General features: G+C 59.8%; 7 protein-coding genes. 6 read left to right on the top strand and 1 reads right to left on the bottom strand.

Going from position 1 to position 5,797, the window contains the following annotated elements:
- Positions 1–114 precede the first annotated feature (114 nt).
- The 6 genes from EP867_RS18505 to EP867_RS18480 all read left to right on the top strand — a co-directional run bounded on the left by EP867_RS18505 (position 115) and on the right by EP867_RS18480 (position 5,453).
- Entirely contained in the window at positions 115–1,101 is a 987-nt protein-coding gene (locus EP867_RS18505; RefSeq protein WP_241656970.1) for a LacI family DNA-binding transcriptional regulator, read from the top strand.
- 93 nt (positions 1,102–1,194) lie between these two features.
- Complete coding sequence (gene hisD / locus EP867_RS18500) at positions 1,195–2,505, top strand: histidinol dehydrogenase (RefSeq protein ID WP_128490929.1); 1,311 nt, start codon at positions 1,195–1,197, stop codon at positions 2,503–2,505.
- A complete protein-coding gene (locus EP867_RS18495) occupies positions 2,502–3,263 on the top strand; it encodes an SDR family NAD(P)-dependent oxidoreductase (protein ID WP_128490928.1) in 762 nt (253 codons plus the stop codon). Before hisD ends, EP867_RS18495 begins: the two co-directional genes overlap by 4 nt.
- 30 nt (positions 3,264–3,293) lie before the next feature.
- A complete protein-coding gene (locus EP867_RS18490) occupies positions 3,294–3,635 on the top strand; it encodes an isochorismatase family protein (RefSeq protein WP_128490927.1) in 342 nt (113 codons plus the stop codon).
- Positions 3,632–4,507: an isocitrate lyase/PEP mutase family protein gene (locus tag EP867_RS18485; RefSeq protein ID WP_128490926.1), complete on the top strand. Its 876-nt coding sequence runs from the start codon at positions 3,632–3,634 to the stop codon at positions 4,505–4,507. The genes EP867_RS18490 and EP867_RS18485 overlap by 4 nt, the downstream gene beginning before the upstream one ends.
- 1 nt (position 4,508) lies before the next feature.
- Positions 4,509–5,453 (top strand): 3-hydroxyacyl-CoA dehydrogenase, encoded by a 945-nt coding sequence (locus tag EP867_RS18480; protein ID WP_128490925.1) that lies wholly within the window; start codon positions 4,509–4,511, stop codon positions 5,451–5,453.
- A 31-nt stretch (positions 5,454–5,484) separates the two neighbouring features.
- Here the strand turns inward: EP867_RS18480 and EP867_RS18475 are convergent.
- On the bottom strand, positions 5,485–5,797 hold a 313-nt coding region (locus tag EP867_RS18475), incomplete at its 5' end, for a substrate-binding domain-containing protein (protein WP_164888948.1).

The following is a 5,797-nucleotide window of genomic DNA, read 5'->3' as shown; positions in this document are numbered from 1 at the left end:
TGACCGCGTGACCGGCTTCACACAGACTGCAACACACCAGGTGAAAATAACTTGGCAATGCCGCCCCTTCTGCCGCAAATCGCACGTGAATAATTTCAGAAGAATGAGCCTAGCTTGTCAAAGACCATACGCGCCGCTGATGTCGCCAAGGCGGCAGGAACCTCGACCTCTGCCGTTTCCCGTGCCTTCCGTCCGGACAGCCCGATCTCGCCCGAATTACGCAATCGCATTCTCGCCTCGGCGCGAGAGCTAGGCTATGTGAACCCCCATCTCAAACTGAGCAAAGTTACGAATTTCAACAGCATTTCGGTGGTTGCGGGCGATCTGTCGAACCCATTCTATCCGCTGGCAACCGAGCGTTTCGCCCGCGCGATTTCCGCGCAGGGTGGGCGGATGATCCTGCATACCGTGCCGCCGGGCAGCGATGTTGATGCGGTGATGAATCAGGTCCTCGAATTCCGCTCGAGCGCGGCCATCATCATGACCTCTTCTATGTCGTCCATGCTGGTCAAAGCCTGCCGCAACGCCAATCTGCCCGTGGTGCTGTTCAACCGCATCCAGCCCGACAACCGCATGACCGCAGTCACCTGCGACAATTACGGCGGCGGCAGAATGGTTGCCGAATATTTCATCAAAAAGGGTTTCCGCTCCATCGGCATGATCGGGGGCAGGATCAATACTTCAACCCATCTCGAAAGGGCGCGCGGCCTGCAGGACCGGCTTGGGGAAGCGGGGATCAAAATCGACTATTTCGCCCATGGCGATTTCGACTATCAGGTGAGCTATGCCGCCGTTGCGCAGATGCTGGCGGGCAAGATACGGCCAGAAGCGCTGTTTTGTATCAACGATATCATGGGCTTCGCTGCAATAGATGCGGCGCGCGACCACGGGCTGCGCTGCCCCGAAGACCTTGCAGTCATGGGGTTCGACGATATTCCCATGGCGGCTTGGGCCTCTTACCAGATGTCTTCGGTGCGCCAGCCTATCGACCAGATGGTGCAAGACACGCTGCAAATGATTAACGACATGATCGCCGACCCCAAGCGCCAAGGCTCTATCCGCATCGCTCCGGTGGAACTCGTTCTGCGCGAGAGTGCATGAAATAATTTCAGAAATATAAGAAAAACTGGTCAATGAATACGCTCTCAAATACTTTTAACGCAATTCTATAAATTGCCCGAAAAGAGGTTCGCAATGACCGTCCAATACCTTAAGCAAGGCAAGCCCGCCGATGCCCGTTCGCAAGATGACGCAGCCGTTCGCGTGGCGGTTGAGGCAGCCCTGCGCGAGATCGAGACCCGTGGTGATGCCGCAGTCAAAGAAATGGCCGTCAAATTCGACGGCTACGAACGCGAAAGCTACCGCCTGAGCCAAGACGAGATCGATGCCCTGATCGCGCAGGTTTCGCCCCGCGACATCGAAGACATCAAATTCGCCCAAGAGCAGGTGCGCAATTTCGCCATCGCTCAGCGTAATTCCATGCAGGATATCGAGGTCGAGACCCTTCCCGGCGTCTTCCTCGGACATCGCAACATTCCCGTGCAATCGGTCGGCTGCTATGTGCCGGGTGGCAAGTTCCCCATGGTTGCCTCGGCCCATATGTCGGTTCTGACCGCCGCTGTTGCGGGCGTGCCGCGCATCATCGCCGCAACCCCCCCCTTCAAGGGTTCGCCCAATCCCGCCGTCATCGCCGCGATGCATATGGCAGGCGCACATGAGATTTACGTCCTCGGCGGCATTCAGGCCATCGGCGCGATGGCGCTCGGCACCGAAAGCATCACCGCCGTTGATATGCTCGTCGGCCCCGGCAACGCCTTTGTCGCCGAAGCCAAGCGCCAACTTTACGGCCGCGTCGGCATCGACCTGTTCGCCGGCCCGACCGAAACGATGGTGATCGCCGACGAGACCGTCGATGCAGAGCTTTGCGCGACCGACCTTATGGGGCAAGCCGAGCATGGCTATAACTCGCCCGCCGTTCTGGTCACCAATAGCCGCAAACTGGCCGAGGGAACCCTCGCGGAAATCGAGCGCATTCTGGAGATCCTGCCCACCAAAGAGACCGCCGCGAAAAGCTGGCAGGACTATGGCGAGGTCATCCTTTGCGACACCCACGAGGAAATGCTCGAGGTTGCCAACGACATCGCCTCGGAGCATGTGCAGGTGATGACCGACCGCGACGATTGGTATTTGCAGAATATGCACAGCTATGGCGCGCTCTTCCTCGGCCCGCGCACCAATGTCGCCAATGGCGATAAAGTCATCGGCACCAACCACACCTTGCCCACCAAGAAAGCCGGTCGCTACACTGGCGGCCTCTGGGTCGGCAAGTTCCTGAAAACCCACAGCTACCAGCGCGTGACCACTGACGAGGCCGCCGCCCATATCGGTGCCTACGGCTCGCGTCTCTGCATGCTCGAGGGCTTTGTCGGCCATGCCGAGCAATGCAATATCCGCGTGCGCCGCTACGGCAAACGCAATGTTCCCTACGGAGCAGCGGCGGAATGAGCAGCGCTTTCGCAGCCTTTTCTCTGGACGGTCGGCGCGCCCTCATAACGGGGGCGGGTCGCGGCATCGGTTTTGCCATAAGCCAGACTTTGGCGGCAGCAGGCGCAGAGGTTACCCTCTGCGCCCGTTCCAAATCCGAGCTTGACGAAGCAGCGGCGCAAATCCGCGCCGCGGGCGGCAAAGCCGAAGTGCTGGTGGCCGATGTCACCGATGTCGAGGCCTTCGCAGATGCGCTGAGCGCCCTGCCCGCCTTCGATGTCTTTGTAAACAACGCCGGAACGAACCGCCCCAAACCCTTGCAAGAGGTGACCCCCGACGATTACGACGCCGTCATGGGCCTCAATCTGCGGGCGGCGATCTTTGCGGCGAAAGCCGTGGCCAAGGGCATGCTGGCGGCGGAAAAATCCGGCTCGATCATCAATATTTCGTCGCAGATGGGCCATGTCGGCGCGGCGAACCGCACGCTTTATTGCGCCTCGAAATGGGCGATCGAAGGCTTCACCAAGGCGCTTGCGGTCGAACTTGGGCCAAAGGGCATCCGTGTCAATACCATCTGCCCGACCTTCATCGAAACGCCGATGACGAAGCCCTTCTTCGAGGACCCCGCCTTCAAGGCGCAGGTTCTGGGCAAGATCAAATTGGGGCGCCTTGGCCAAGTGGAAGAAGTGGCCAATGCCGCGCTTTATCTCGCCAGCGACGCCTCGAGTTTGATGACGGGCTCTGCCATGCTGCTCGACGGGGGTTGGACGGCGGATTGAGCCGGACAAAAGGGTAAGGGAGAGAAAGACATGTCAGCGAATTTCACCTTCGAGACGGTGAAGCACATCCGCAACGAATGGGGCATCTCCAAACAGCATGCCTCGGCCTTCTTCGGCACGTCGCTCGCCCCCACCCTGACCTCGCTCGGCATCGACACCGTCATCTTGTCGGGCGTGTCGACCTCGGGCTGCATCCGCGCTTCCTGCGTCGATGCCAATGCCCATGGCTTCATTCCGATCATCCCGCGCGAGGCAGTGGGTGACCGCCACCCCGCGCCCCATGAAGCCAACCTCTTCGACATGAATGCGAAATATGGCGACGTCGTCTCCGAGGCGGAAACCATCGACTATCTCAACGGATTGAAAAAATGACCAAACCAAGCCTCCGCGCCGCTCTCAACTCTGGCAAATTCGTTGCCGCACCCGGCCTGCACGACATGATCACCGCCGTGATCGCCAATAAGGTCGGCTTCGACTTCGCTTATGCCTCGGGCTATTGGACCACGGCTTCGGCCCATGGCATTCCCGATGCCGGCATCGCCTCATACACCCAGATGCTCGACCGCGTCGCCACGCTCTGCCGCACCTCGAACGCCTCGATCATCGCCGATGCCGACACCGGCTATGGCGGGCTTTTGAACGTGCATCACACCGTGCGCGGCTATGAGGAAGCCGGCGTTGTGGCCGTGCAGATCGAAGATCAGGAATTCCCCAAGAAATGCGGCCATACGCCCTTCAAGCGCGTCGTGCCCACCATCGACATGGTCGAGAAAATCAAGGTCGCTTGCGAAGCCCGTCGCTCGACGGAAACCCTCATCATTGCCCGCACCGATGCCCGCCAAGTCGAAGGCTATGAAGGTGCATTGAAACGCGCCGAAGCTTTCGCTGCGGCTGGCGCCGATGTGGTCTTTGTCGAGGCGCTCGAAAGCGAAGACGAAATGCGCGACGCCTGCCGCCGCATCAAGGCGCCCATGATGGCCAATATGGCCGATGGCGGAAAAACCCCCATTCGCTCGGCCAAGGAATTGGAAGACATGGGCTATGCAATGGCGATCTATCCCGCCATGACCGGCCTTGCCGCCGCCCAAGCCGCTTTCAAGGCATTGAGCGCCTTCAAGGAACTGGGCACTTCGGTCACGCCCGCGCAAGAGCTTTACAGCTTTGCCGATTTCAACGAGCTGATCGGCTTCCCCGAGGTTTGGGAATTCGAACGCCGTTGGGCGCGCCAGAGCAACGAGGGCTGATATGGCACGCACCGCCTGTATCGGCACGGGTAATGTCGGGCGCGCTTGGGCGGTGGTTTTCGCCCGCGCGGGCCATGAGGTCGTGCTTTACGACCAAGACCCCGCCCAAGTCGCCGCCGCTTTGCCTCTCATTAAGGTCACCTTGCAACAGCTTCATTCCGAAGGGCTTTTGGAAGACGGCGTCGATGAAATTCTTTCACGCATCCGCGGCTGCGTGACTTTGGCCGAGGCGGTGGGCGATGCCCATCACATCCAAGAAAGCGTGCGCGAGGATGTCGAGATCAAACGTGCGGTGGCCTCGGCCATCGCCGATCTCGCACCGGCGGATGCGGTGATCGCAAGTTCGACCTCGGCGCTGCCGGGCTCGACTTTCCTCACCCATATCGCGCAGCCCGAGCGGGCGCTGGTTGCCCATCCGGTCAATCCGCCCTCGCTGATACCCTTGGTCGAGCTTTGCACCACGGGCATCACCTCGGCAGAGGTCATGGCGCGAACCAAGGCCTTCATGGAAAGTCTCGCCATGAAACCCGTTGTTCTTAACAAGGAGATCGACGGTTTCCTGCTCAATCGGCTGCAATATACGCTGGTGGCCGAGGCGCTGCATCTGGTGGGCGAGGGCTATTGCTCGGCCGCCGACATTGACCGCGTGATGACCGAGGGGCTTGCGTTGCGTTGGCTCTCGATCGGGCCTTTCGCCACCGCCCATCTGAATGCGACCCAAGGTTTTGCCGGATTTGTCGCCCAATTGGGCCCGATGATGCGCAAGATGGGTGCAAGCGCCAAAACCGATTACGATTGGCCGCAATCGCTTGCCGACGAGATCCACGCCGAAATGGCCGAAAGCTTCCCGGTAAAGGATATCGCCGCTTGGCAGGCTTGGCGCGACAAGCGCATCTTGGCAGCGCGCAAAGCACAGGCCGAAGGCAAATCGGAACAGCCCAAGTAAGATACGAAAGGCCCCCTGAAAGGGGGCCTTTTCATTTCGGATATTTGGGCGGCGTGATGGTCGAGCGCCAGATGAGCCGCACCTTATGCACGCGGTTGATACCCCTTTCGAGCGCCTCTTCGGGGTCGTCGAGGTTGAGCAGTTCAAGCGCATCATCCACCATAGCCTCGACAGGCTGGCGGATTGTGGTCAAACGGTAGGGATGCCAGCGGCTCGAGGTGATGTCGTCAAAGCCCGCCACCATGACGTCTTCGGGAACAGAGAGTTTCAGACGCTCGCGCAGAGGCATTGCCAAGTTATTTTCACCTGGTGTGTTGCAGTCTGTGTGAAGCCGGTCACGCGGT

It is taken from the genome of Falsigemmobacter intermedius (genome assembly GCF_004054105.1).
GTDB classification, from domain to species: domain Bacteria; phylum Pseudomonadota; class Alphaproteobacteria; order Rhodobacterales; family Rhodobacteraceae; genus Wagnerdoeblera; species Wagnerdoeblera intermedia.
The sequence above is the reverse complement of the archived record's forward strand: the minus strand, read 5'-3'. Positions and strand labels throughout refer to the sequence as shown.

Bases quoted from the DNA above. Each gene is read 5' to 3' on its own strand.
- EP867_RS18480 (WP_128490925.1), top strand. From the start codon at position 4,509: ATGGCACGCACCGCCTGTATCGGCACGGGTAATGTCGGGCGCGCTTGG.
- EP867_RS18495 (WP_128490928.1), top strand. From the start codon at position 2,502: ATGAGCAGCGCTTTCGCAGCCTTTTCTCTGGACGGTCGGCGCGCCCTC.
- hisD (WP_128490929.1), top strand. From the start codon at position 1,195: ATGACCGTCCAATACCTTAAGCAAGGCAAGCCCGCCGATGCCCGTTCG.
- EP867_RS18490 (WP_128490927.1), top strand. From the start codon at position 3,294: ATGTCAGCGAATTTCACCTTCGAGACGGTGAAGCACATCCGCAACGAA.
- EP867_RS18485 (WP_128490926.1), top strand. From the start codon at position 3,632: ATGACCAAACCAAGCCTCCGCGCCGCTCTCAACTCTGGCAAATTCGTT.